Origin of the sequence: Aestuariivirga sp., from assembly GCF_041738905.1 — a bacterium.
Lineage (GTDB): Bacteria > Pseudomonadota > Alphaproteobacteria > Rhizobiales > Aestuariivirgaceae > Aestuariivirga.
On sequence record NZ_JBGSOZ010000219.1, the window covers coordinates 68028 to 89806 of the forward strand.

At 61.2% G+C, this 21779-nt stretch carries 22 protein-coding genes; 11 read left to right on the forward strand and 11 right to left on the reverse strand.

The window, feature by feature from the left end:
- Position 1 precedes the first annotated feature (1 nt).
- Positions 2 to 520 (reverse strand): YHS domain-containing (seleno)protein, encoded by a 519-nt coding sequence (locus ACEW8Q_RS22150; RefSeq protein WP_373506244.1) that lies wholly within the window; start codon positions 518 to 520, stop codon positions 2 to 4.
- Between the two features lie 96 nt (positions 521 to 616).
- Complete coding sequence (locus tag ACEW8Q_RS22155; RefSeq protein ID WP_373506245.1) at positions 617 to 1522, reverse strand: hypothetical protein; 906 nt, start codon at positions 1520 to 1522, stop codon at positions 617 to 619.
- Positions 1523 to 1712: 190 nt separating this feature from the next.
- Here ACEW8Q_RS22155 and ACEW8Q_RS22160 point away from each other — a divergent pair, with 190 nt between their 5' ends.
- The 9 genes from ACEW8Q_RS22160 to ACEW8Q_RS22200 all read left to right on the forward strand — a co-directional run bounded on the left by ACEW8Q_RS22160 (position 1713) and on the right by ACEW8Q_RS22200 (position 8974).
- Positions 1713 to 1997, forward strand: coding sequence for a DUF2282 domain-containing protein (locus tag ACEW8Q_RS22160; protein ID WP_373506246.1), 285 nt, complete (start codon positions 1713 to 1715; stop codon positions 1995 to 1997).
- A 72-nt stretch (positions 1998 to 2069) separates the two neighbouring features.
- Positions 2070 to 2951 carry a DUF692 domain-containing protein gene (locus tag ACEW8Q_RS22165; protein WP_373506247.1) on the forward strand — a complete coding sequence of 294 codons (882 nt, stop codon included), beginning with the start codon at positions 2070 to 2072 and terminating at the stop codon, positions 2949 to 2951.
- Positions 2941 to 3711 (forward strand): putative DNA-binding domain-containing protein, encoded by a 771-nt coding sequence (locus ACEW8Q_RS22170; RefSeq protein ID WP_373506248.1) that lies wholly within the window; start codon positions 2941 to 2943, stop codon positions 3709 to 3711. Before ACEW8Q_RS22165 ends, ACEW8Q_RS22170 begins: the two co-directional genes overlap by 11 nt.
- Positions 3708 to 4157 (forward strand): DoxX family protein, encoded by a 450-nt coding sequence (locus ACEW8Q_RS22175; RefSeq protein WP_373506249.1) that lies wholly within the window; start codon positions 3708 to 3710, stop codon positions 4155 to 4157. Before ACEW8Q_RS22170 ends, ACEW8Q_RS22175 begins: the two co-directional genes overlap by 4 nt.
- A gap of 794 nt (positions 4158 to 4951) precedes the next feature.
- Positions 4952 to 5665 (forward strand): GntR family transcriptional regulator, encoded by a 714-nt coding sequence (locus ACEW8Q_RS22180; protein WP_373506250.1) that lies wholly within the window; start codon positions 4952 to 4954, stop codon positions 5663 to 5665.
- A 46-nt stretch (positions 5666 to 5711) separates the two neighbouring features.
- The gene (locus ACEW8Q_RS22185) at positions 5712 to 6749 is read left to right on the forward strand and encodes an LLM class flavin-dependent oxidoreductase (RefSeq protein WP_373506251.1); all 1038 of its coding nucleotides are present in this window, start codon (positions 5712 to 5714) and stop codon (positions 6747 to 6749) included.
- 18 nt (positions 6750 to 6767) lie between these two features.
- Positions 6768 to 7160 carry a RidA family protein gene (locus tag ACEW8Q_RS22190; RefSeq protein ID WP_373506252.1) on the forward strand — a complete coding sequence of 131 codons (393 nt, stop codon included), beginning with the start codon at positions 6768 to 6770 and terminating at the stop codon, positions 7158 to 7160.
- A 1-nt stretch (position 7161) separates the two neighbouring features.
- Positions 7162 to 8352, forward strand: a complete 1191-nt coding sequence (locus tag ACEW8Q_RS22195; protein WP_373506253.1) for a CaiB/BaiF CoA transferase family protein — start codon at positions 7162 to 7164, stop codon at positions 8350 to 8352.
- A 19-nt stretch (positions 8353 to 8371) separates the two neighbouring features.
- Positions 8372 to 8974: an amino acid synthesis family protein gene (locus ACEW8Q_RS22200; RefSeq protein ID WP_373506254.1), complete on the forward strand. Its 603-nt coding sequence runs from the start codon at positions 8372 to 8374 to the stop codon at positions 8972 to 8974.
- A gap of 60 nt (positions 8975 to 9034) precedes the next feature.
- On the opposite strand, the gene ACEW8Q_RS22205 is transcribed toward ACEW8Q_RS22200, so the two are convergent.
- Positions 9035 to 9862, reverse strand: a complete 828-nt coding sequence (locus ACEW8Q_RS22205) for an alpha/beta fold hydrolase (RefSeq protein WP_373506255.1) — start codon at positions 9860 to 9862, stop codon at positions 9035 to 9037.
- A gap of 147 nt (positions 9863 to 10009) precedes the next feature.
- On the opposite strand from ACEW8Q_RS22205, the gene ACEW8Q_RS22210 reads away from it, so the two are divergent.
- A complete protein-coding gene (locus ACEW8Q_RS22210; protein WP_373506256.1) occupies positions 10010 to 11491 on the forward strand; it encodes an aldehyde dehydrogenase in 1482 nt (493 codons plus the stop codon).
- Here ACEW8Q_RS22210 and ACEW8Q_RS22215 read toward each other — a convergent pair.
- The 7 genes from ACEW8Q_RS22215 to ACEW8Q_RS22245 form a co-directional block, all read right to left on the reverse strand.
- Positions 11481 to 13589, reverse strand: coding sequence for an acetate--CoA ligase family protein (locus tag ACEW8Q_RS22215; RefSeq protein ID WP_373506257.1), 2109 nt, complete (start codon positions 13587 to 13589; stop codon positions 11481 to 11483). The two genes, ACEW8Q_RS22210 and ACEW8Q_RS22215, sit on opposite strands and share 11 nt — an antisense overlap.
- A complete protein-coding gene (locus ACEW8Q_RS22220; protein WP_373506258.1) occupies positions 13586 to 14746 on the reverse strand; it encodes an acyl-CoA dehydrogenase family protein in 1161 nt (386 codons plus the stop codon). Before ACEW8Q_RS22220 ends, ACEW8Q_RS22215 begins: the two co-directional genes overlap by 4 nt.
- 15 nt (positions 14747 to 14761) lie before the next feature.
- Positions 14762 to 15556, reverse strand: coding sequence for an ABC transporter permease (locus ACEW8Q_RS22225; RefSeq protein WP_373506259.1), 795 nt, complete (start codon positions 15554 to 15556; stop codon positions 14762 to 14764).
- On the reverse strand, positions 15553 to 16407 hold the full coding sequence (locus ACEW8Q_RS22230) for an ABC transporter permease (protein ID WP_373506260.1): 855 nt from the start codon (positions 16405 to 16407) through the stop codon (positions 15553 to 15555). Before ACEW8Q_RS22230 ends, ACEW8Q_RS22225 begins: the two co-directional genes overlap by 4 nt.
- A 72-nt stretch (positions 16408 to 16479) precedes the next feature.
- Positions 16480 to 17589 carry an extracellular solute-binding protein gene (locus ACEW8Q_RS22235; protein ID WP_373506261.1) on the reverse strand — a complete coding sequence of 370 codons (1110 nt, stop codon included), beginning with the start codon at positions 17587 to 17589 and terminating at the stop codon, positions 16480 to 16482.
- A gap of 38 nt (positions 17590 to 17627) precedes the next feature.
- On the reverse strand, positions 17628 to 18692 hold the full coding sequence (locus ACEW8Q_RS22240; RefSeq protein WP_373506262.1) for an ABC transporter ATP-binding protein: 1065 nt from the start codon (positions 18690 to 18692) through the stop codon (positions 17628 to 17630).
- Positions 18692 to 19588, reverse strand: a complete 897-nt coding sequence (locus ACEW8Q_RS22245; RefSeq protein ID WP_373506263.1) for a 3-keto-5-aminohexanoate cleavage protein — start codon at positions 19586 to 19588, stop codon at positions 18692 to 18694. Before ACEW8Q_RS22245 ends, ACEW8Q_RS22240 begins: the two co-directional genes overlap by 1 nt.
- A gap of 153 nt (positions 19589 to 19741) precedes the next feature.
- Here ACEW8Q_RS22245 and ACEW8Q_RS22250 point away from each other — a divergent pair, with 153 nt between their 5' ends.
- Positions 19742 to 20803 carry a GlxA family transcriptional regulator gene (locus ACEW8Q_RS22250; RefSeq protein WP_373506264.1) on the forward strand — a complete coding sequence of 354 codons (1062 nt, stop codon included), beginning with the start codon at positions 19742 to 19744 and terminating at the stop codon, positions 20801 to 20803.
- A gap of 19 nt (positions 20804 to 20822) precedes the next feature.
- On the opposite strand, the gene ACEW8Q_RS22255 is transcribed toward ACEW8Q_RS22250, so the two are convergent.
- Positions 20823 to 21779, reverse strand: coding sequence for a 3-hydroxyacyl-CoA dehydrogenase NAD-binding domain-containing protein (locus ACEW8Q_RS22255; RefSeq protein WP_373506265.1), 957 nt, complete (start codon positions 21777 to 21779; stop codon positions 20823 to 20825).

A 21779-nucleotide genomic window follows, 5' to 3' on the forward strand; every position in this document is an offset into this window, starting at 1 on the left:
ATCATGGAGTGGGGGCGCTGGATGTAAAGTTTGGGATGACAGCTTTGGAAGCAGCCTTGCTCTCCAGCTTCTTCCAGTTCTTCTGGGCTGTCTTGATGTTGCCTGGAATGTTCTCTTCCCATTGCGACACCACGGTGTCCTTGATGTTGAGGTAAAGCTTGCCATCAACAATCCGCCAGAGCTTCGGATTTCCCGGAACCTTGCCGCCCTTGGCAACACCGAAAGCGCAATGTCCATCATATTGCGGTGCAAACTTTGCAGGATCGGCAAGAAAGCGCTTGCGGTTGTCTTCGGTCGCGAAGGCGAACTTCACGCCATTGTATTCGGCAGTGATGCTCGCCTTGCCCGGCAACGGCGAGGCTTGTGGCGAACCAATTGCGGATTGAGACAGGTCGAAGTATGACACCGTATCAAAGCCAGAGACGGCAAATTTGCTGCTGTCAATGAATTGCGGTCCGGCCCAGGCACTGGTTGCCATCGCAATCGCAAAAGCCAGTCCGGCTATGGAATTCTTGAACACAAGCAATCTCCTCTGATCCTCACAGAATGAGAGAATAACCAAGAGAATGCATTACACGAGCCCGTGACTTGCCGCGCTTGTGAGGAGCCGTGAACACTATTTCAGCTGCGCTCGGATGGCATTGCAGAGATCCGTCTTGACCAAAGACAGGAATTGCCGTGCCGAGTCCTCTGTCGGGTGATAGGGGTCTTTCACGGTTCCATCTGGTCTACGACGGAAATTTGCAGCATTCCCGAGATTGGCCGCAATAGTGGCTTCAGTATAGCCCCTTACGAAGCTGCACCGGTTGCCCGTTGCGGCAAACGCCCTCTCGACATTGTCCTGGGCTTGCTTGCGTTGCTTCACCACGTTCCTGGTATAGGCGGGCGCTGTTGTCATGAAGACACATGGCAGGTGCCGGGGCAGGTCCTTGAGAGTGCGTTTGACGTCATGAAGCGCATCGGCGTAACTGCTGGCCCAGCGCTCTGTTGCATTGCCGAGAATAAAGAAGACCAACAGCTTCGGGTCATAGTAGGCATCGGCGAACATCGCCTGAAGAGGGGAGAGGCCGGGCTTGCAGAACTGGTAGGCCGTGCCTTGCCCGATCTGTACGTACTTGTTGTTCGTCTTGTTGATCACGCCAAATGATCCGGCATTTACCTTCCACTTCGGATCCACGTCACAGATTGACTTCTTGCCCCGATCGTCGCGTGCTGTCCAGGCGACAAGCTGACTGGATCGCACGCCGATGACGCCGATGCTGGATTGCCTTGGCAGACCGCACGAAACCCCGTGCTGCTTGAAGAACTCCAGGAACGCCACACCGGCACCGAAACTCAGCTGAGAGTCGCCGAGAACCAGTACATCGGGGCTTTCAAAGCTGTCCTTGGCATGGACAAGACCAGACGCGAGGCCAAACCAGAAAGGCATGGTGACGGCCAGGCCGAACAGCACTTGCAATCGCGACATCGGGGAATCACTCCAGTCTTGAGTCTGGCCTGCCTGCATGCGCCAGGAAAGCATGCAGATAACACTAACAAAAGAGTGATCGCACCAAATCTGACAACGGAGTGTTCAGCTCAACATCTGCCAATTCACCGAACTGTGATTCGCCGGTGGGGCAAGTTCATTTCCATCCCGCAAGCATCTGGGGCTATCGAACGTCAAGTCCGGGAACGACCCGGGCGCCTGCCAACCTCACTGGAGCTCCCAAATGACCAATCGCCGAGTTTTCAATTCTACAATTCTCGCTGCAGCTGTTGCCGCAGTTGCTTCGACTGTAGCCTTCGCCCCCGCAGCCCAGGCCGCTGGCAAGGAAAAGTGCTATGGCGTTTCCAAGAAGGGGCAGAATGATTGCGCTGCTGGCGCAGGCACCACATGCGCCGGCACGTCTACCGTCGACTATCAGGGCAATGCGTGGAAGTTTGTCAACAAGGGCACCTGCACTTCCATCAGCACGCCCAAGGGCAAGGGTTCATTGAAGCCGAAGAGCGCCTGATAGAAACTGATCACTGCAAGCGAGGCAGGCGTGCTTGCGCAATCTCAAACTCGCAATTGGGGAGTGATGCCCATGCGTCTGCCAATTTTTTCCACACCGCGAATTGCGGGCGTGGGCTTCAAGCCTGAACATTTCGACGCAATCGTGCGCGATCCGAATGCGGTTGGCTTTTTTGAGGTCCACGCCGAGAACTATATGGGCAGGGGCGGGGCGCCCCATGCCACGCTGGAACGGATTCGCCAAGATTACCCTGTCTTCGTTCATGGTGTTGGCCTATCCATCGGCAGTGTGGGACCACTCGACAAGGACCACCTTGCCAGGTTGAAGTCCATGGTTGCGCGCTACGAGCCACAATTTGTTTCGGAGCATCTGGCCTGGTCCACCCACGACAACAGCTATTACAACGATCTCCTGCCCGTGCCATACAACACCGACACGCTGGTACGTGTGGCTTCGCATATCGATGAAGTGCAGGATGCACTTGGCCGTTCCATCCTGCTTGAAAATCCCTCGACCTATGTGATGCTTGAATCCTCGACGATGCGTGAGACCGACTTCATCGGGGAGATTGTGAGGCGCACGGGGTGTGGCCTGCTTCTCGACATCAACAATGTCTTCATCTCTGCGACAAACCACCGATATGCGCCTGAGACCTATCTTGCCGAGTTTCCCCTGGACAAGGTGGGTGAAATTCACCTGGCCGGCCATGCCACAGAAGAAGATGATGAGGGTTGCCCCCTTCTGATCGACGCCCATGACCGGCCAGTTGCGTCCCAGGTTTGGGCTCTCTTTGAGAAGGCGATCGCGTCCCGCGGTCTGTTGCCTACGCTTATTGAGTGGGACAATGACTTGCCAGCGTGGTCCGTTTTGAAGTCGGAGGCAGAGAAGGCCAATATGATTCTTTCGCGCTTTGCCTCCCCCGCCCACCCGGAGCTTCTGCGACGTGCAAGCTGATTTTCCGCGATCCATGACTGGTTTTGCCGCAGGTCTGCTGAACCCTTCCGCGCCCGTGCCGGATGACATCAAGGGCCGGTCACCCAGACGCTACTCAGTTTACAGGAACAATGTCACCGTTGGCCTCATGCGTGCCATGGAGGCCAATTTTCCGGTGGTGCGGCGGCTGCTTGGAGAACAGTACTTTTCCGGACTGGCCCGTGAATTCGTTCAACAGCATCCTCCCGCTTCACCCTTGATGTTCCACTATGGCGATCGCTTTCCCGCCTATCTGGAGGCCGAGGAGGATCTGCGCGGCTTCGCCTATCTCGGCGACGTGGCACGGCTCGAGCAGCAGGTGCGACTTTCCTATCATGAGGCCGATGTGACACCTCTGGCAGCACAATGTCTTGCAGCCATGGCTGAGGAAGAATTGTTCGATGCTGTTTTGACCCCACATCCGGCCACGGCCATTCTTGCCTCCAGATTCGGTATTCATGCCATCTATATGGCAAACCAAAGCGGTGAGGCAGGGCGGGTCAATGGTCAACTGCAGGCACAGTCGGTTCTGGTGACGAGGCCGTCGTTTGATGTGGAACTGCGCCTGCTTGACGCCGCGCAGCTTTGTTTTTTCCGGCAACTTACTGCAGGGGAGTCATTGGGCGAAGCTGCCGACAGTGCTGCAGAAGTTCAAGCTGACTTCGACCTCACTCATTCACTTGGGCTGCTTCTGGTCTCAGGTGCATTTCAATCCATCCATTCCAAGAAAGAACCATCATGATCGCCCTGTTGAACAAAGCTGAAATGCTGTCGAAGCGTCTGGCACCGGACTGGCTCACAAGTGCCGCATTGCGGGTGGCGCTGGGCGTGCCGTTTTTCTTGTCGGGTCTCACAAAGTGGGATGGTTTTGGGAAGCTGTCTGAATCGGCCGTTTTCCTGTTCACGGAAGAATTCAAACTGCATGTGTTCGGCAGCTTGATTGACTATCCCTTTCCCTATGCCTCTGCCTTTGCTGCGGGTGTCGGCGAGGTTGTGTTGCCGATATCTCTTGTGCTGGGCCTCTTTACGCGCTTTGCCGCTCTTGCCCTGCTGGCAATGACCGCCATCATTCAGATCACCGTGCCATCAGGCTGGCCAATCCATCTCACGTGGGCCGCCATGGCACTTGGCATCATCGCCATTGGACCGGGCAAAGTCTCGATAGATCGAATGTGGCGCAATACGTGAATCAGGCCGATGCCGGCCACATTCAAGTCTGAGCTGATATAGATGTGCATGCATTGTTCGATGTGGCTTTTGTCTCTTCAACAAGAAACTCACTGAATGCCGGGAGCCTCGGTTCAGACAGGCAGCAGAATGGCCCGACTGATCAGACGTTAGAAAGACCCATGCCTCACGGGCTGTGGCCTCTCTGTCCTGACGGATATCATGGTTGCCAATGGTATTGCGGATGGCCACCTTGTCCGGGCGCTCGTGGACCGCGAACCCAAGGAACCGCCTGTCTACGCGTCCTGTCTCACGCACCCTTCTTTTCGCCGGACATCACGATTCCATCCAGGGCCTGAGCGCTCAAGACTTCGATTTCGCGATGGTGAAGGGCGTAGGTGCCCAAATTGCACGAATGGGTTCAGAGCCTGATGCACGGTCTAGCGGGACAGGCAACCGGTGAGAGCCAGCTTTTCCTGCATCATCGATATCACTTGGGGCGAAGCGGGGAGGGTGCCATTCTTTCACAGCCCTCTCGTGCCCGGCATCGCCTTGACGGGCTGCAACTCCTGCGGGCTTGTGTGAGCAATCGCCGTCAACCTTCATCTGGTCAATCAGGGATATCCTGCGTGGTCGCGGACAGATCGCGCCAGTTGGATCGAATCGGGGTATTGGTTTCGCGAGCAATGTATACAATAATTTGACATACAAGATGCTCCCCGATATTGTCTTCCAACCGAATGAAGGATCATGTCATTTTGTGAATCGTCCCTGACGCGGTCGCGAAGGGCAAAGACAATCTGATGGGATGGACAATGAAAACAGCCACGTCAGCGGCCTTTGAAGACGACGGCGGATCGCTCCGGATCGAGCGTGTGCGGCCAACCCTGCGGGACCAGGTGCTTGAGGTGATCCGCAAGGCCATTCTCGATCTGCGGTTCAGGCCCGGTGACAGGCTGATCGAGCGAGAGCTCTGCGAGTTGACTGGCGTGAGCCGCACCAGTGTGCGCGAGGCGCTGCGGCATCTCGAGTCGGAGGGACTGGTCCGCAATCTTCCCAATCAGGGCCCGATCGTTGCCATCGTCGATACGAAGGAGGCGAGGGAGATCTACGAGTTGCGCGAGGCGCTCGAGGGCCTTGCCGGGCGGCTTTTCGCCGAGCGTGCTTCCGAAGCCCAAATGCTGGCCCTGAAGGGCGAACTCGACTCGCTCGCACAGGCTTTTGCCTCCGGTGACGTGAGAAGCATCATCCGCCAGACCATGCGGTTTTACGATGTGTTCCTCGAAGGTTGCGGCAACTCGCTCATTGCCAGCACGATCCGTTCGCTTCAGGCGCGCATGGTGCTGCTGAGGGCCTCGTCCATGTCGCAGCCGGGGCGCGCACCGAAGAGCCTTCGGGAAATGCAGGAGATCGTGGCGGCATTGGCAGGGCGCAATCCGGATGCAGCCGCTGAAGCCTGCATGAACCATGTGAGATGTGCCCGTGATGCGGCCATGGCCATGCTGACATCTGCCGGCGAAGGCCATTGAAGAAGTCTTGTGATGATCCATGCCGGTATTCTGAGGGAGTGAGACGATGAAATTCCAACTCGCGATCAATCTTGAGCGGATGGACGAGAGCCTCGACATGCGCGAGGTGGCCCGCCACACGCTGGAGATGGTGCAGATGGCGGAGCGGGGCGGTTTCAACATCGCTTGGGCCGCGGAGCACCACGCGCTGGAAATGACGATCGCGCCCGACCCTTTCCAGATCCTCACCTGGTGGGGGGCGCATACCTCGACGATCAGGCTCGGCACGGCCGTTGCCGTGGCGCCCTACTGGCATCCGATCAAGCTCGCGGGCGAGGCCGCCTTCACCGACCTGATCACCGGCGGACGGCTCGAATTCGGCATCGGGTCCGGTGCCTACCAGCGCGAGTTCGATCGCATGCACGCGGGCCTCAAGCAGACCGACGGGTGGAAATACATGCAGGAGATGCTGCCCGCCGTGCTGGCCCTTTGGAAGGGTGACTATGCACACGCGGGCGAGTTCTGGCAGTTCCCCACGTCGACCTCGGTGCCCAAGCCCCTGCAGCAGCCGCATCCGCCGGTCTGGGTCGCGGCGCGCGCGCCCATCACCTATGACTTTGCGGTGAAGCACGGGCTCAACATCATGTCGTGGCCGCTGACGCGGCCGATGTCGGAGGCCGAACTCTACTCGTCACGCCTGGATGAAGCGATGGCCGCCAATCCCGGCAAGGCGCGCCCGGTCTTCGCGATGATGCGGCACACGGCGGTCTATGACCGGAAAGACGAGTGGATGGTGCCGGTGAAGGCGGCGCAGCGCCAGCTCGGGCAGTTCGAGAACCTGTTCAAGAACCTCGGCGACGTCAAGAACGGCTTCCCGAAGGAGCTCGACCTCGGCGAAATCTCGAACCGGGCCGAGTACGATCCGCAGATGCTGTCCACCAACCTGATGTTCGGCACGCCCGACGAGGTGATTGCCAAGCTGAAGCCCTATGCCGCGCTGGGCGTGGACGAGTTCACCTACTACGCCAGCCTCGGCCTCGGCTTCAAGGAACAGAAGCGATCCCTCGAACTCTTCTGCAACGAAGTTATCCCCGCGTTCGCATAGGCAAGGGAAGGCGTCAGCATGTCCTCCAGGAAGATCATCGGCGGCCCGCTCGTCATTGGTGGCAGAAAGCTATCGCTGTCCCGCGCCGTCGAAGCCAATGGGTTTGTCTTCCTGACAGGTCAGGTGCCCTTCAAGGATGGCATGGTGATGACGGATGGCACGATCGAGGAGCAGACGCACGCCGTGCTCGGCGCGATCAAGGCGACGCTGGCTGAGGCAGGCTGCAAATTGCCGGATGTCGTCAAGGCGATGGTCTGGCTGCGGGACCGTGCAGATTTTCCCGGCTTCAATGCTGTCTATGGCGAGTATTTTCCAGTGGATCCGCCCGCCCGCTCCGCAGTCCTGAGTGACCTTCTGGTTGATGTGCGGGTCGAGATCGAAGTCGTTGCCTGCAAGCCGGCAGATGCATGACATGAGCAGTCCCGGTGCGGGCATCCTTGCCGGCATTCGCGTGCTCGATTTCAGCCGCATGCTGTCGGGACCCTATTGCACGATGATGCTGGCAGATCACGGAGCCGAGGTCATCAAGATCGAGAGCCCGGAAGGCGACACCAGCCGCACCAACGGTCCCTATCGCAGCGACGATCCGGAAAGGCTTTGGGCGGGGTATTTCGTCAGTCTCAACCGCAGCAAGAAAAGTGTCGTCCTCGATCTCAAGAGCGATGAGGGCAAGGCCGCCGTGCGTGACCTTGCGAAGACGTCTCATGTGATTGTGGAGAACTACCGGCCAGGCGTCATGGAGCGTCTTGGCCTTGGCTATGAATCACTTGCCGAGTCCAACCCCGCCCTCGTCTATGCCGCGATCCGGGGCTTCGGCGATCCACGCAGCGGCAGCAGTCCCTATGCAGACTGGCCGTCCTACGATGTCGTCGCCCAGGCCATGGGCGGCCTCATCAGCATGACCGGACAGGACCGCGATCATCCGATGAAGACCGGCCCAGGCATCGGCGATGTCTTCACCGGCCTGATGATGTCTTTTGCCATCGTCGCCGCCGTCCGCCACGCGGAGAAGACGGGCCTGGGCCAGTTTGTCGATATCGGCATGTATGACGCGATGCTGAGCCTGTGCGAGCGCATGGTCTATCAATACGACATGGAAGGAACTGTCGCCGAGGCTTCGGGCAATGGTCATCCGCTGCTGGCACCCTTCGGCCTGTTTCCGGCGTCGGATGGCTGGATCTCCATCGGTGTCGTCGACGATGCCTTCTGGCGCGAACTCGCCCGCATCATGGAGCGTCCGGATCTGGCAACGGACCAGCGCCTGGCCAGCAAGGCCGGGCGGCGGCGCCATTCTGCCGAGGTCAACGACGCTGTCGCGGGCTGGACGAGAAGGTTCAGCAAGGTGGAACTGGCGGAGATGCTCGGCGGCAAGCTGCCCTTCGGGCCGGTGAATGACGCCAGGGATGTGTTCGCCGATCCGCATGTCGCCGCGCGCGGCCTGATTGCCAGCATTCCTCATCCGGTTGCGGGGCATGCGCCGTGGCGAGTCGCAGGCAATCCCGTCCATTTCAACCGGACACCCGCCATCACACCCACCACGCCGCCGAAACTTGGCGAGGACAACACCCGCATCCTCGCCGCCGTCAAATCTCCGGCAGCCTGACAACAGGAAGGAACCAGACATGGAACTCAAGATCAGAAAGCTCGTGAACTTCGAAGAAGAGATCAGGATCGAGGGCGAGCGCGTGGCAGACCCCGTGCTCCGCGTCTTCGGTGTTGCGGCTGTCGTCAGGAATCCCTGGGCGGGCAGGGGATATGTCGAAGACCTCAAGCCCGAGATAAGGGCCTTCGCTCCGGTTCTCGGAAAGCTGCTCACCGAGCGCATCCTTGCGCTGGCGGGTGGCGGCGACAAGATCGAAGCCTATGGCAAGGCTGCGATGGCGGGGCTGGATTGCGAACAGGAACATGCGTCGGCCCTCATACACACGCTGCACTACGGGAATTTCTTCCGGCAGGCGGTAGATGCCAAGAGCTATCTCGGCTTCACCAACACCCGTGGGCCTGCGAACACGCAGATCAACATTCCGCTGATGGACAAGCATGACACGGGCCGGCGTTCCCATTACCTCACGGTTCAGTTCTCGATCTACGATGCGCCAGCCGATGACGAACTCGTCGTCGCCTTCGGTGGCGCAACGGGCGGCAGGCCCCATCACCGCATCGGCGATCGCTATCAGGACCTTGCGGAAATCGGGGCCGACGTGAACAATCCGGCACGGCTGTAAGAACCATGCACTGATGGCATGTGCAAGACGGGCATTGTCGTCACCGATCGATTGCCCGCCTCAGCCGTGATGACTCGCGGCCTGCCCATCTCCAGACGAATGAGTGAGTGTTGCGCCAAAGAAGTCGATCAGCGCCGCATTGAACGGGGCCGGGTCCTCGAACAGGCCCATGTGCCTGAGCCCGGGGACAATCACGGCTCGGGCGTTCCGGACCAGGCCCGCCATTCTTTCGGCCATTGCCGGCGAGTTCCCGTAGTCATGCTCGCAACTCATGAACAGCGATGGGCAGGCGATGTTCCTGATCGGGTCCGCCAGTTCGGCATCGCCCTCGACCAGCCGCTCATAGGCGGCGGCGTAGCCTTGCCTGTCATTGGCCATCACCCACTGGCGCACCAGTGCCAGGTCTTCCGGGTGACTTTCCGCATGTTCCGTGGTGAACCAGCGCTGGAGGGCCACGTCTACGGTGGCCGCAGGGCCACCCGCTCTCACCTGTTCCAGCCGCTTGCGGATGTCGGCGCGCTCGGCATCGGTCCGGCCATGCGGGCTGTTCAGCACGGCCAGTGCCGCGATACGCTCGGGCATGGCGAGCGCCGCGGCGCGGGCAACCATTCCGCCAAAGGAAAACCCGGCAAGGCCGAACAGGTCCAGTTCGAGATGATCGGCAAGTTCCCGAAGCTGATTCACGAAATCAGAGAAGGCATAAGGACCGGGAGGCTTCGGGCTCCGGCCGTGGCCGAGAAGATCATATGTCACCACGCGAAAGTGGCTGGCGAGGTCTCCAGCCTGCCGGTTCCACATCTCGTGAGTCATGCCGACGCCATGCATCAGAACCAGCGGGAACCCTTGTCCCGTTGTCGCATGGAAGGTTCCGGCTGGCGTGACGGGCATGGCGCGGATTGAAGACCTCAAAGTTGCGAACACGCGGCGGATCGCCGCCCATGCCTGTCTCTTTACATACCGTATGATGGCATAGCATAATTGTCAAACGAGCGCGATTGCCCGACCTTGCGCCCAACCACCAGAGGAGACGTGCCCATGGCCGACGTACAGAGCTACCGGATGTTCATCGATGGTGATTGGGTTGAGGCCTCGGATGGCGGCAGCTTCGAGAGCCATAATCCGGCGACCGGGCAGGTGTGGGCCATGATCCCCAGTGCTACGGAAGGCGACGTCAACCGGGCCGTGGAAGCCGCCCATGCGGCGCTCAAAGGCCCCTGGGGCAAGCTCAACGGCACCGAGCGCGGGCGGCTGCTGCGGAAGCTGGCGGACCTCCTAGCCGAGCAGTCAGAGGCGCTGGGCCGGATCGAAACCATCGATACCGGAAAGATGTTCAAGGAAACGCGCTGGCAGGCGCGCTACATCGCCGACTACTTCCATTACTATGCGGGGCTTGCCGACAAGATCCAGGGCGACACGCTGCCCATCGACAAGCCCGACATGTTCGCCTGCACCATCCGCGAGCCGCTCGGTGTCGTGGCGGCCATCGTGCCGTGGAACTCGCAGATCTTCCTGGTGGCGGTGAAGATCGCGCCGGCGCTCGCTGCGGGGAACACCGTGGTGCTGAAGGCATCGGAACACGCCTCCGCCCCGATGCTGGAATTCGGCAAGCTTTTCGAGAGGGCAGGCTTTCCGAAGGGCGTCGTCAACATCGTGACGGGCACGGCCGACCCTTGCGGACGCGTGCTGACCAGCCATCCCCTCGTGGCGCGCATCAGCTTCACCGGCGGTGTTCCGGCCGCGCGCAGCATCGTCCGCAACTCCGCCAACAATCTGGCAGAGGTGTCGCTCGAACTCGGCGGCAAGAGCCCGGTGATGGTCTTCGCCGATGCCGATCTCGAAAGCGCCACCAATGGCGTGATGGCGGGCATATTCGGTGCCAGCGGCCAGAGCTGTGTTGCCGGTTCGCGGCTCTATCTCCAGGACTCGATCGCCGAGCAGTTCCTCGACGGGCTGGTGCGGAGGGCCAAGGCGATCCGCATCGGCGATCCGATGCTCGAGGAGACAGAGATGGGCCCGCTCGCCACCCTGGGGCAGATCGCGCATATCGAAGCGAACGTCGCCATGGCCCAGCAGCAGGGCGGGACGGTTTTGACAGGGGGCCGTCAGCCGCGCGAGCACAACAGCGGCTGGTTCTACGAGCCCACCATCGTCGATTGCCCGCGCCAGGACCTGCAGATCGTCGGCACCGAGCTCTTCGGCCCGGTGCTGAGCGTGCTGCGCTTCAGGTCCGAAGAGGAAGTTCTCTCCTATGCCAACGACTCGGAATATGGCCTCGCGGCTGGTATTTTCACGCGCGACTCCGCCCGCGCCATGCGGATGGCAAAGGCCGTTCATTCCGGCATCGTGTGGATGAACACCTACCGCATGGTCTCGCCCATGGCCGAGTTCGGCGGCTTCAAGAACAGCGGTCACGGACGCGAGGCGGGCATGGAGGCCGTCTACGACTACACGCGCACCAAGACGCTTTGGCTCAACACGTCGGACAAGCCCATGGCCAATCCCTTCGTCATGCGGTGACGGCGGCCGCCTCGACCTGCATCAGGACATCGACAGCGCAAACGCCGTCCGCCATCACGAAGAGCGGGTTGATCTCAAGCTCCACCACTTGGCCGCGCGGCGACATCGCGAAGGTCGCAAGGCGTTCGAGCGCATCGAGCAAGGCATGGCGGTCGGCGGCGGGCTTCCCGCGATAGCCATCGAGCAGAGGCGCCATGCGGAGGCGTGAGAGCGCGGCATTCATCGCGCCGCGCGAGGTAGGCAGGAGCAAGGTCACGGCATCGGCCAGGAGCTCAACCAGTATGCCTCCGCTTGCGAGGGTCATCGCAAGCCCAAATTGCGGATCGCGGCGGATGCCGACCATGAGTTCCACGATGGCCGGGCCCGCCATCCGCTCCAGCAGGAACAGGTCGGTCACCGCCGCCGGATCATGCGCCGACACGTCCCTTGTCATGCGGCTGATGGCCTGAGCGACGGCCCCGGTGTTTCCGAGGCCGAGTTTCACGGCGCCGGCTTCCGTCTTGTGCGGCAGGCGCGCGCTCACCATTTTCAGCGCCACGGGAAATCCGATCTTCGATGCGGCGTCCGGCGCATCGCTTCCCGATGCGGTCATGCTGCTGGGCACGCTGATGCCGGCGGCCGAGAGCTTTGCCTTTGCCTGCGCCTCGTCGAGAAGCACCGCGCCAACGGGGTCTCCATGGCCGGCCATCAGGGGGCTGGGCCAGTCCTTCAGCAACGCCTCGCGGCGTTCATTGAACCAGGCGCCATGGCCGAGCGCATTGAGGCACTCCTCGATGCCCTGCATCGGCGCGACAGACTGGCCGACGAGGAACGCGCGGGTCTCCGCATCGAGGTTTTCCGGCAATGTGCTGCACACAGCGGCGACGAGGCCACGCTCCCTTGCGGCTTCGAGAAACGCGACCGTATCATTGCGATAATAGCGCTTGCTCTCGTCGAGGCCCGAAGCTGGGTAGTCCTGCACGATCACGGCGCAGTCATGTTCGCCCGAGAACAGGGTGCGGAACACGGGAGCCGTTTTCTCAGGCATGCCCCAGATCGGTGTCGTGTAGTCGAGCGGGTTCGATACGGTCGCTGTCTGCGGGAGCAGTTGCCTGAGCCTGGTTGCGATCTCGTCCGGGGGCAAGGGGAATGCGAGCCCGACCCTCTCTGCATGATCTGCCAGCATGGTCGCTCCGCCGCCGGAGCAGGTCAGCCCGGCAACACGCCGTCCCTTGGGAATACCCGAGACGCTGAGCAGCTTCACCGTCTCCAGCAGTTGCGACGGGCTGGTGACGCGGATGATGCCCAGTCGTTCGAAAAAGGCGTCATAAATTTCCTCGGTGCCTGAGAGGGAGCCCGTGTGACTGACAGTAAGTCTCGAACCGAGTGCCGACGTTCCGGTCTTCAGCGCAACGATGGGCTTGCCCATCTTCAAGGCCTTGAGAGCGGCGCGTTCGAACTGCCCCACATCCTTCAGGCCTTCGATGTGAAGCCCGAAGGCGCGGACCTCGTCGTGGTCGCAGAGCGCGTCGATGAAGTCCTCAAGATGGATCTGCGTCTGGTTTCCGGCCGACACCATATAGGCAAACGGCACCGCGCGCTGGCTCATGGTGAAGTCGGAAGAAAGCATTCCGCTTTGTGTGATGATCGCCGCGCCGTATCCCGGGCAGGAGCCGCCATGCGCGAAGGGCCAGAGCGCCACGCGGTCGATGTAGTTGATGATGCCGTAGCAATTGGGGCCGACGAGCGCCAGGTCTCCGGCGGCGGCGATCAGCCGGGCTTCTGCGTCAGCGCCCTCGGCACCGGTCTCGCCGAAGCCCGCAGTGTAGCAGACGACGCCGCCTGCACCCATGTCGCGCAGCTTCGCCAGTGTCTCGATCGCAACTTCGCGCGGAATGGCAAGGTAGACCGCATCGGGCGCGTCCGGCAGGTCGTCCACGGTGGCAAAGCACTTGTGCCCCTTGATCTCGGGCCGCCTGGGATTGACCGGCCAGAACGGCCCCGGAAAGCCGATGCGGGCGCACTCGGTCGCGACTACCTCCGCATCGCGGCCGCCGATCACCGCGACATGGCGCGGCTTCAGCAGCCGCTGAAGATTCTTCCGCTGCCGTTCGTTCATGCCCCAAGCGGCCTCAGGATCGCGCGCGAAATGATATGGCGCTGGATCTCGGAGGTTCCATCCCAGATGCGCTCCAGCCTGGAGTCGCGCCAGAGCCGCTGAACGGGAAGTTCCTCCATCAGTCCCATGCCGCCATAGATCTGCACTGTATTGTCGGCAACGCGGTTCACCATTTCGGAGCAGTAGAGCTTCACCATCGAGATGTCGGCATCGGTCAGCGTGCCGGCATTGGCGCGGCGGACGGCATCTTCGACCAGAAGATCTGCCGCGCGAAGTTCCGTCGCCATGTCGGCAAGCTTGAAGCCCGTGCCCTGGAACTTGCCGATGGCCTGGCCGAATTGTTTGCGGCTTGCCGCCCACTCGGCCGCGAGACCCAGCAGCCGCTCGGCCTTGCCGCAGCATGACGCGCCCACGAAAATCCGTCCATAGGTGAGCCATTTTCCGGACATCTCAAGTCCACAGCCTTCTTCGCCTAGGACTTGTCCGGGGCCGAGGCGCACGTTGTCGAAGTGAAGCTGGAACGTCTTGTAGCCGCGATAGCTCACGCAATGCGTGCCTTCGCTGATGGTGAAGCCCGTCATGCCGACATCGACGAAGAACGCGGTGACCCGCTTGCGAGGACCGCGCTTTGTTTCGTCGATGCCGGTGGCGGCGAAGACGATGGCGAAGTCGGGCATCACGGGCCCCGAGATGAAATGCTTCGAGCCGTTGAGAATCCAGTCTGCGCCGTCGCGCCGCGCGTTCGACTTCATCCCCATGACATCCGATCCCGCCTCGGGCTCGGTCAGCGCGAAGAGTTCGCGCTTTTCCGCTCGCACGCATGGCAACAGGTAACGCTCGATCTGGTCTCCCTCGCAGGCCAGCAGCAGTTCGGTCGGGCGCCCGATCCACGAATGCAGCGCGTGGCTGGTCTTTCCGTACTCGCGCTCCATGAGCACCTTGGTTTCGAGGCTCAAGCCGCCGCCGCCGACATTCTCGGGCATGTTTGCCGCATAGAGGCCCGCCGCGATGGCGCGCCTCTCGATCTGCCGGCCAAGTTCGAGGGGGACTTCGCCCAGTCTGTCGACCTCCGCCTCGTGCGGCGTGAGTTCCGCCTTCATGAAGGCTTGCACCGTCTCGAGCAGCAGCCGGTTCTCATGGGAGTGGTCCATGTTCACGAATACCTCCAGAATTCAAGCGGTGTCGTCGCCCCGGCGGCGCGACGTGAGATTGAAGATGACGAGAGCCGCGAGCGTGATGAGGATGAGCACGACCGCCGCGGCAGCGACCGTGGGATCGGTGTTTTCGCGCATGCCGTTCCACAAGCGGCGGGGCAGGGTGAAGACGTCGAATTTCGAGATGAAGAGCGTCACCACGATTTCGTCCCATGAGAGAATGAAGGCGAAGACCGCTCCCGCGGCAATGCCCGGCTTGATGACCGGCAGGATCACCCGCCATACCGTGGTGCTCATGGAAGCACCGAGGCTTCGCGAGGCCTGTTCGAGCCGGGGGTCGAAATTGGCGAGCGAAGCCGAAACGGTGATCAGCACAAGGGGTAGGGCCAGGATCGCATGCGCGATGATGATGCCGAGATAGGAGTCGATCAAGCCGAGCGGGATCCACCAGCGATAGAAGGCCATGGCGGAGATGATCGGCGGCACCATGAGCGGCAACAGCAGGAAGGCGCGGACCGCTTCGCCAAACCGGCTGGAAATCCGCCAGAGCCCGATGGCGCACAATGTGCCGCTCGCCGTGGCGATGAGCGCGGAGAGCACCGCGATGATGGCGCTCTGCCCAAAGCTGCTGAGCCATTCCGGGCTGGTGAGCAGGTTGCGGAAATGCTGCCACGAGACGCCCTCCCACGGGAAGGACAGGTAGGTCTTGGACGTGACAGAGACGGGAAACGACACCAGCGAGGGAATGATCAGGAGAAGCAGGATGATCCATGCCGCAGCTTGATTGAGCCTGCCGCCAAGCGAGCGCTTCATCGGGCGGCTCCACCGAAGACTGTGCCGAGCTTCATGGACCTGTTGAGGGCATACATGAGCGCCAGAACGCTGATGAGCATGAGTGTCGCCAGCATCGCCGCCGTGCCCCAGCGCACGGTGACAAGAAGCTGTACGGAAATGTACTCAGCGATCATCTGCACCTTGCCGCCGCCAAGAATGGCGGGTGTCACGTAGAAGCCAAGGCTCGAGATGAAGACGAGAAGCGATGCCGCGATCAGCCCGGGCTTGGTGAGGGGAAGGAACACGCGGAAGAATGTCTGCGTGCTGCTGGCGCCCAGGCTGCGCGATGCGCTCATCACACGCGGATCGATGCCCTGCATGTTGGCGAGAAGGGGCAGGATGGCATAGGGAATCATGTATTCGGTCATGCCGATCAGCACGCCCAGTTCATTGCGGACGAAGGCGATGGGCTCGGAGATGAGGCCGGTGGACAGCAGTGCGTTGTTCACCAGGCCATTGTGGCCGAGCAGCATGAGCCAGGCGAAAGACCGCACCAGCACGGAAATCCAGAACGAGACAAGCAGGATCGACATCATGCGGCGCCGCACGCCGGCCAGCGCATGGAGCATCGCATAGGCGACGATGTAGCCAAGAAAGACACTGAAGACCGTGGTGATGAGGCAGATGCGGATGGTTGTCCAGATCAGCCGGGCAACCGTCTCGCTCTCGATGATCCTCTGGTAGTTGCCGAGGCCGGGCTTCGGGTCTGTGAAGCTGAGCCACAGGATGTTCAGAATGGGTGCGGCATAGAGCAGCGTCAGCGCCACCAGGAATGGCGCGACAAGCAGCCAGTAGGGGCTCGCATTTCGAAGCAGCGCGGGGCGTGCCATCTCGGCTCCTGGTGTAAATCATGATATTCCGCGCGCCAGACATCACGCCGGCGCGCGGAATTGTTTCAGAGGTCAGCCAATGGCATCGAGGAAGTCATTGACGGCATCGCCGCCCATGTCCGCCCACCAGACCGGATCATTGAAGAGAACCCTGTCGATGTTCTGCGCCGAGTTGACTGCATAGGGTTGCATCGCCTCGGGGATCCTGGCGAAGGCCTCGGGGTTGGAGGGCGTCATGCCGAGGCAGTCGAGAATGGTGAGCTGCGAGTCGACCTGCAGGGCCTGGTTGATGAACTTCATGACGTTCTCGCGCCCGGCAGGGTTTCCACGCGGTACGATATAGGCGCCGGGCATGGCGATCGCCTCGTTCATCACCAGTTTGTAGCGTCCGTTTGTGCGCTCCTCGATGGCCTTGCCGCGGTTCTGCCAGACCATGCCGAGCGCCACTTCGCCATTGACGATCATGTCATGGGCTTCCGAGCCGGACCCCCAGTAGAGGCTGTCGGCCTTGATCGACTTGATCTTCGCCAACGCGCGCGGCATGTCGCAGGGGTAGACCTTGTCCTTCGGCACGCCGTCCGCCATCAGTGCACCTTCGATCGAGCCATTCGCCCACTTGTAGAGCGAGCGCTTGCCGGGGAACTTCGCGGTGTCGAAGAAATCCGCCCAGGAGTTCGGAGGATTGGCGCCAAAGGCCTGCGTGTCATACATGAAGGCATAGCCGTAGAAGATGACCGAGACGCCATATTCCAGCGCGAAGCCATCCTTCACCTTGCTCTTCTCGACAATCGCATAATCGATGGCTTCGAGATGCCCGGACTTGCCGAGCGCAATCGCATCGAACCCGTCGGCGTCGCAGACGTCGGCCGTGACCTTGCCGGAGTCGACCATCTCCTTGATCTTGCCCTGGAGAGGACCCGAGGTGTCGAACTTCAGCGGAATGCCGGTGGCGGCCTCGAAGGGTTTGCCGATGGCATCGCCGTGGCATTTTTCCGATTCACCGCCCCAGTTCCACATCACGATCTCGTTGGCGGCCGCTTCCGCATCGCCTGCTGATACAGCCAGCGTGGCAACGCCCGCCATGACGCACAGCATCAGGAAGCTCCGGCGGTCGAGCTTGCCGCTCTTGAAGGCGATGGCGCCCTGCCGTGCCATGTCACGCATAAAATTCTTGTCTTGCATGCCTGTTTTTTCCTCGTTGTTGCGCGTGTTGCGCAGTTTCATGATCCCGGTTGCAGTCCGGACTTGGTCGCAGCGGATCTGGTGTCCGCTTTCGTATTTTCGCTGTCTTCGACCTCGACGGCAGCACCTTCGGTCCAGGACAGGCCGACGGGCTGGCCTTCCTCGAAACGATGTTGCGTGCGCCAGGCATCGAGGTGAACCTCGATGTCGTCCATGCCATCGACCGCCACCGCGATCTTCAGCGCCGAACCCATGTAGGTGATGCTGCGCACACGGCCTTTCAGCGCGGCAGCGCCTTGCGGCATCGCTGCTGGTGCAATGTCGATCTTCTCCGGCCTCACCGCAAAGGTCTTGCCGCCGTGCCGCAGGAAATTGCTCTTGCCCAGGAAACTCGCCGCGAATGCCGTGCGCGGCCTTTCGTACAGATCGACTGGAGAGCCGACCTGCACGACCTTGCCGTGATTCATGATCACGATGCGGTCGGACATGGTCAGGGCTTCTTCCTGGTCATGCGTGACGTAGATGAAAGTGGTGCCCACACGCCGATGAATGGCCTTGAGCTGCTCCTGGACATCGACCCTGAGCTTGCGGTCGAGCGCACCCAGCGGCTCGTCGAGCAGCAGAACCTGCGGTGAGAAACACAGGGCCCGCGCCAGTGCCACGCGCTGCTGCTGGCCGCCCGAGAGCTGTTTCGGCATGCGGTCCGCGAGACCCGTGAGCTGCACGAGTTCGAGCATCTCGTCCACGCGTGCCGTTATCTCCGCCTTGCCGCGCTTCCGGATCTCGAGAGGATAGGAAATGTTCTTCCGGACACTCATGTGCGGGAACAGCGCATAGCCCTGGAAGACCATTCCGAAATTGCGCTTCTCTGGCGGGATCGCGGCAATCGACTTGCCTTCGATCCGGATATCGCCGCTGCTCACGTCCTGGAAGCCTGCGATCATCATGAGGAGAGTCGTCTTGCCCGATCCCGAAGGGCCGAGAAGCGTCAGGAACTCTCCGGGCTGGATACTGAGCGTTACATCGTCAACGGCCTTCACAGGTCCGTAGCGCTTGCTCAAGCGGTCCAGATCCAGCCCGATGCCCGCCGGCATCTTCGCCATCAGAGCACTCCGGCCTGCTTCTTGAGGCCCAGCTTGTCGCGGGCTTCCTGCGGCGTCAGCACCCGCGCACCCATCCGCTCGATGATGCCGACAACCCGTTCGACAAGCTGCGCATTGGTCGCCAGTACGCCACGATCAAGGTAGAGATTATCCTCGAGTCCCACACGGACGTTGCCGCCCATGGCAACGGCCGCGGCGGCCATCGGCATCTGCATGCGCGAGATGCCGAAGCTGGCCCAGCTTGCATCGGGTGGAAGCTCGTCCTTCATTGCCTTCATGTTCGCAACCGTCTGATCCGCACCCCAGGGTATGCCGAGGCAAATCTGGAACATCGGCGGGTCGTTGATGAGACCTTCCTTCATCAATTGTTTCGCAAGCCGGATGTGCCCCAGATCGAAAACCTCGAGTTCGGGCTTGACGCCCCACTCCTTCACCAGTGCCGCCATGCGCCGGAGATAGGGAGGAGTGGACATGTAGACATAGTTTCCGTCGCCGAAGTTCATCGATCCGCAATCGAGGCTGCAGATTTCCGGGCGCATCATTTCAACATGCTTCAGGCGTTCGTCAGGGCCGATCATGTCGGTGCCGGGACCAAACCGCGTGGGGTCGTCTTCGCTGATCATCCAGTCGCCGCCCATGCCGGCTGTCAGGTTTATGACGACGTCGGTGCCGCTCGACCGCACGAGGTCGACAGTCCTCCTGAACAGCTCGGGATCGCGCGACCCTTTGCCGGTTTCCGGATTCCGAACATGGATGTGCGCCGCCGTGGCGCCGGCCTTGGCGGCGTCGATCGCCGCGGTGGCAATCTGCTCCGGCGTTACCGGAACACCGGGGTGCCTTCCGAGAGTATCTCCCGCACCGGTCACGGCGCAGGTCACAATGACTTCAAAGTTCACGGCCCGTCCTCCTGGCGTCTTCACGCGCTGTGCATGGGATAAAATGATTTGCCGGAAGACGCGAAGACGTTATAAATTATTCGCCAAAATTGCTTTTTTTCCGCCGCAATGGATCGGCGCTCCGCTGAACAGAGTTGAGGGCCGAAACAGAGAATGATCAATCCCGCACCCACGACATTGAAGATCATTCCCACACGAGTGAACTTCGTTCTCGTTCCGCGCTTCAACATGATGACGCTGACGATGCTGATCGAGCCAATGCGCATCGCCAATTATCTGGCGCCGCAGCCACTCTTCGAGTGGGATTTCATCTCGCCGGACAGCGGCATCATTTCGGCAAGCAATGGCCTGTCCGTCACCTGTGCAGCGCTGGTCCATCCCGGGCATCCGCCTCCCGACATGATCTTCGTCTGCGGCAGCTGGGGGTCTGAGCACTACGAAGACCAGCGCCTGTTCCGCTGGCTCCGGCAACAGTCGCGCGCCGGAAAGCAGATCGTGGCGATCGAGCTTGGCATCTATGCGCTGGCAAAAGCAGGACTTGTGGCCGATCAGAAGGTGACGACGCACTGGTCCATGATGGCTGGCCTGGCCGAAGCCTTCCCGCGCCTGCAGGTGGTCGAGCAGCTCTTTACCGTCGATGGAACAATCATGACCTGCTCCGGCGGTACTGCGGGCCTTGACCTCATGCTCCATATCGTTGCGAAGCAGCAGGGCGAACAGCTTGCGGCCGAGGTCGCCAATCAGGTCATGCATCATCCGAGACGCCCGCCCGAGAGCCTGCAGAGATACGCGACCGGAGGAAAGAAGGACGATGTGCACCCGGATGTCCGTGCCGCGATGACGTTGCTCGAAGGCCGTATCGAGGAGCCTTCACCGGTGCCGCGCGTCTGCCGGGAGCTCGGCGTGTCGCAGCGCAAGCTCGAACGCCTTTTCCGCCGCGACACAGGCTGTACCATCGTGCAGTACAGCAAGCTGTTGCGGTTGCAATATGCGCGCGTCCTTCTCAGCAGCACGCGCATGTCGATCCGCGAGGTATCGGCAGCTTGCGGCTTCAATTCGATGTCGTATTTTTCGCTGAGCTTTTCGGAAACCTTCGGCAAGAAGCCGAGCGAATACCGGCAGGCGTGGCCCGACAGCGAGACGGCACCGTCCTGGCCCGGAACGGTCTATTCCTTCATCGAAAGCGAAAGAGGCAAGAAGCCGAAGCCAAGGTAGCGAACCGGTTTCGCCAGTCTTACACGCCGCCGGCGCGGGCGGCCTTCACGGCCTTCAGGATGCCCACGATGGCGCGGTCTCGTTCGGCCGCCATCTCCTCGAAGTGACGCCCCGCGGCTATCGCGTCACAGCCATCGACCATGCGGTCGCGCAGTTCCTTTGTTAGTTCCGGTGCCTGAAGCCGCGTCCACGGCAGCTTGAGCGCCGGGCCGAACTGGTCGAGGTTTGTTGCCATGCCGCCTTCACCGCAGGCAACGTGAAATGCCATGCACTGGCCCTGGATCGCCAGGCGCGGGGCAGGACCGTTCATCAGTGCGATGTCGATGTCTTCGGGCGTTGCCTCGCCATTGGCCACCATGTGAAGGGCCTCGCGCCAGATGGCTTCCTGCAGCCGTGTCGCCACGAAGCCGGGGATTTCCTTCTTCATCACCAGCGGTGCCTTTCCCGCATGGGCATAAAAGTCGCGGGCCCATTCGACGGCATCGGGCGAGGTCTTCTTGCCGCCGATGATCTCGACCAGCGGCAGCAGGTAGGGCGGGTTGAACGGATGCCCGATCACAGTGCGTTCCGGTGTCGGGCACAGCATCTGGATGTCGGTCATCATGAAACCTGACGTGCTCGAGGAAATAACAACGCCTTCCGGCACCAATGTCCCGAGCTTCGCATAGAGCGCCTGCTTCAGGTCGAGGCGTTCGGGGGCGCTCTCCTGCACGAAGTCAGCGGTTCTGACTGCATCTTCCAGATTGTCGGTCAGGCGCAGCCTCTCGCGTGATGCGCCTTCCGCCAGCCCGAGTTGTTCGAGGCTGAGCCAGGCCGTGTCGAGGATCTTGCGGTAGACCGCTTCCTCCGGCATCGCGTGCAGATAGCCGGTGACGTCATAGCCGCGCGCCAGGAAATGCGCCGCCCAGCCAGCACCAATCGGCCCGCCGCCGATGCTGACGACATGTTTCACATCTTGTGGAAGTGGCCTTGCCAT

Bases quoted from the DNA above. Each gene is read 5' to 3' on its own strand.
- ACEW8Q_RS22235 (WP_373506261.1), bottom strand. From the start codon at position 17,589: ATGCAAGACAAGAATTTTATGCGTGACATGGCACGGCAGGGCGCCATC.
- ACEW8Q_RS22165 (WP_373506247.1), top strand. From the start codon at position 2,070: ATGCGTCTGCCAATTTTTTCCACACCGCGAATTGCGGGCGTGGGCTTC.
- ACEW8Q_RS22200 (WP_373506254.1), top strand. From the start codon at position 8,372: ATGGAACTCAAGATCAGAAAGCTCGTGAACTTCGAAGAAGAGATCAGG.
- ACEW8Q_RS22195 (WP_373506253.1), top strand. From the start codon at position 7,162: ATGAGCAGTCCCGGTGCGGGCATCCTTGCCGGCATTCGCGTGCTCGAT.
- ACEW8Q_RS22160 (WP_373506246.1), top strand. From the start codon at position 1,713: ATGACCAATCGCCGAGTTTTCAATTCTACAATTCTCGCTGCAGCTGTT.
- ACEW8Q_RS22190 (WP_373506252.1), top strand. From the start codon at position 6,768: ATGTCCTCCAGGAAGATCATCGGCGGCCCGCTCGTCATTGGTGGCAGA.
- ACEW8Q_RS22230 (WP_373506260.1), bottom strand. From the start codon at position 16,407: ATGGCACGCCCCGCGCTGCTTCGAAATGCGAGCCCCTACTGGCTGCTT.
- ACEW8Q_RS22185 (WP_373506251.1), top strand. From the start codon at position 5,712: ATGAAATTCCAACTCGCGATCAATCTTGAGCGGATGGACGAGAGCCTC.
- ACEW8Q_RS22205 (WP_373506255.1), bottom strand. From the start codon at position 9,862: ATGCCCGTCACGCCAGCCGGAACCTTCCATGCGACAACGGGACAAGGG.
- ACEW8Q_RS22255 (WP_373506265.1), bottom strand. From the start codon at position 21,779: ATGGCAAGGCCACTTCCACAAGATGTGAAACATGTCGTCAGCATCGGC.
- ACEW8Q_RS22215 (WP_373506257.1), bottom strand. From the start codon at position 13,589: ATGAACGAACGGCAGCGGAAGAATCTTCAGCGGCTGCTGAAGCCGCGC.
- ACEW8Q_RS22250 (WP_373506264.1), top strand. From the start codon at position 19,742: ATGATCAATCCCGCACCCACGACATTGAAGATCATTCCCACACGAGTG.
- ACEW8Q_RS22155 (WP_373506245.1), bottom strand. From the start codon at position 1,522: ATGCTTTCCTGGCGCATGCAGGCAGGCCAGACTCAAGACTGGAGTGAT.
- ACEW8Q_RS22225 (WP_373506259.1), bottom strand. From the start codon at position 15,556: ATGAAGCGCTCGCTTGGCGGCAGGCTCAATCAAGCTGCGGCATGGATC.
- ACEW8Q_RS22240 (WP_373506262.1), bottom strand. From the start codon at position 18,692: ATGGCGAAGATGCCGGCGGGCATCGGGCTGGATCTGGACCGCTTGAGC.
- ACEW8Q_RS22175 (WP_373506249.1), top strand. From the start codon at position 3,708: ATGATCGCCCTGTTGAACAAAGCTGAAATGCTGTCGAAGCGTCTGGCA.
- ACEW8Q_RS22210 (WP_373506256.1), top strand. From the start codon at position 10,010: ATGGCCGACGTACAGAGCTACCGGATGTTCATCGATGGTGATTGGGTT.
- ACEW8Q_RS22180 (WP_373506250.1), top strand. From the start codon at position 4,952: ATGAAAACAGCCACGTCAGCGGCCTTTGAAGACGACGGCGGATCGCTC.